General features: G+C 41.8%; 2 protein-coding genes and 1 pseudogene. All 3 read left to right on the forward strand.

What is annotated here, in order from left to right; genetic code table 11:
- Nucleotides 1-826 precede the first annotated feature (826 nt).
- Nucleotides 827-1,081 (forward strand): hypothetical protein, encoded by a 255-nt coding sequence (locus tag F6K20_RS35215; RefSeq protein ID WP_008190286.1) that lies wholly within the window; start codon nucleotides 827-829, stop codon nucleotides 1,079-1,081.
- Between the two features lie 544 nt (nucleotides 1,082-1,625).
- Nucleotides 1,626-1,832: a hypothetical protein gene (locus F6K20_RS35220; RefSeq protein ID WP_008190289.1), complete on the forward strand. Its 207-nt coding sequence runs from the start codon at nucleotides 1,626-1,628 to the stop codon at nucleotides 1,830-1,832.
- 217 nt (nucleotides 1,833-2,049) lie between these two features.
- A pseudogene (locus F6K20_RS35225) lies at nucleotides 2,050-2,208 on the forward strand (ABC transporter); the annotation flags it as partial.

Here is a 2,208-nt window from a genome sequence, read left to right on the forward strand (position 1 = left end):
AAGTAGCGTGCGCGTAGCGCATATGCTTACCTTAAATTATACCAAAAGAAGTTTACAAAAGAGGTTTATTTTAAGCTGACGGCTGACAGCTGACAGCTGTTCGCATAGCGTGAGCTAAAAGCTCACGGCTGAATACTTACATTCCTTCTATGCTTAGCTCTGGGATTTTAATGGTAATGTTCATCAAGGGAGTAGGGAGTAGGGAGTAGGGAGTAGGGAAAGGCAAGAGGCAAGAGTTAATCAACTATAGAGGGATTTTGGGTTATGTCAAAAAAACGGTAATCAATAAATACTAGATATAACTATCCAAAATTATCTAATTTTAATTATTTGCTGACCCTAATCTCAGCACTTTTGCTATCCTTACTTATACTAACTCTGTCAACTATCTCTGTCAAACTTAGCTATAACTGTAGACTTAGTTATCAAAAATAATTACCGTTTTTTCCCTTACCGAAAATCCCGATTCCCGATTCCCGATTCCCGATTCCCGATTCCCGATTCTATGTTACCTCAAATTAGCATTTAACAAAATTAATGATTAAATTATATGTAAGCATTCAGCCGTCAGCCGTTGGCCTTTGGCCACGCTACTTGAGGTGCCGTCAGCCGTCAGCCGTTGGCCTATTGAATGCTGAATGCTGAATGCTGAATGCTGAATGCTGAATGCTGAATGCTGAATGCTGAATGCTGAATGCTGAATGCTAAATGCTAAATGCTGAAGGCTGAATGCTTACAATTATATTAAAATATATGTAAGAATTTGCACAAAGTTTATTTTTATGTTTAAATAATTAATGAACACTAACGTCCTAATTTTAAGGCGATGTACACCAATTTCATTGTTTCACCTTTTCCGAATCAATCTAGTGAAATAATTCTCCCAGCTTCTCATGGGTTTTATCCCTACCAAGAACCAATTAAACATACCTTGACTGGTTCTAAGCGGGCGATTTATATCACAATCAGGAATTTGCAGACTCTGGGCTATGCCACAGTCAGCGAGTGGAGTCCACTCCAACGGACCTACAATCCTGGGGAATACATTTGTATTTTGCAGCGCAATCTGATTCTAGATTAAACTTATAACGTAGCTGGGGGGTCTTCCCCCCAGGTGCGACAGTTAAGACTAGTTTATTGGTTTTGTACTATGCCTTGTTATGAGGGGTCAGAGCCACAGAGGGGTTTAGCCTAAATTCCTCGTAAACTAGAATTAATCAGTAGATGCTACATCGCCTTAAATTGCTTTACGTTTGTAGTCATTGCCTTGAATTGGTTTACGTTTGTAGTCGTGGAAGTATTTTCCACGGCTATTTTTTTTGGTCTTGACTGGTAAGCTATCAGCGCGTCGCGTATCAGCTATCAGGTATCAGCTTTCAGCTTTCAGCTTTCAGCTTTCAGCTTTCAGTTATCAGTTATCAGGATTCAGCTAATGCGCTACAGATGGTGCTACTTGAGGTGCTTTTGAATCAAACAGGTAACCATTTTTTTAATATGAGTTACGTCTGCATTAGGCTGACCGCTGACCGCTGACCGCTGACCGCTGATAGCTTACTGGTCTTGACTGTGGAAGCTGGTGTGGATAGTGTGGAATGTATTCTGGTGAAGGTGAGCATAGGTCAAGCATGGGTGAATGGCAGGAAAATAATTCACGGCATCTGAGTGCGGCAATGTTCTGCTTGCGATCGCGTTTGCAAGAATTAGCTCAAGAATTAGCTGGAGATGAGTCGGTAGGCCCAGAAGCGATTAGCCAAGGGGAAGCTGCCATGGCAGAAGCTGAAGCCAATCATCCCCGACATCATCTCAAGCTGGGTATCTTTGATAAGATATAGCTTTTGTGTCTGGGTTGTGAAGATACTCTCAAAGGCAACAGGCAAGAGGCAAGAGGCAAGAGAGCCTCAGTTTTATTCTCCAATCAAAAAAGACCATGCAGGTTTACATCATCTGCTTAGCAGATGATGTAACAAGAAAAATTCGACAACCTTAACCCTACTCCCTACTCCCTACTCCCTACTCCCTACTCCCTACTCCCTACTCCCTGTGTCCTTCATGTCTATTGTTATTGTCGAAAACCTCAGCAAAATCTACCCAGTAGCAATCAAACAACCAGGACTAAAAGGTACCTTAAACCATTTCTTCCGCCGTACCTACCGTTCAGTCAAAGCTGTCCAAGACGTTTCCTTTGAAATTGGCTTTGGAGAAGTGGTA

The sequence above is a fragment of the Moorena sp. SIO2C4 genome, assembly GCF_010672485.1.
GTDB classification, from domain to species: domain Bacteria; phylum Cyanobacteriota; class Cyanobacteriia; order Cyanobacteriales; family Coleofasciculaceae; genus Moorena; species Moorena producens.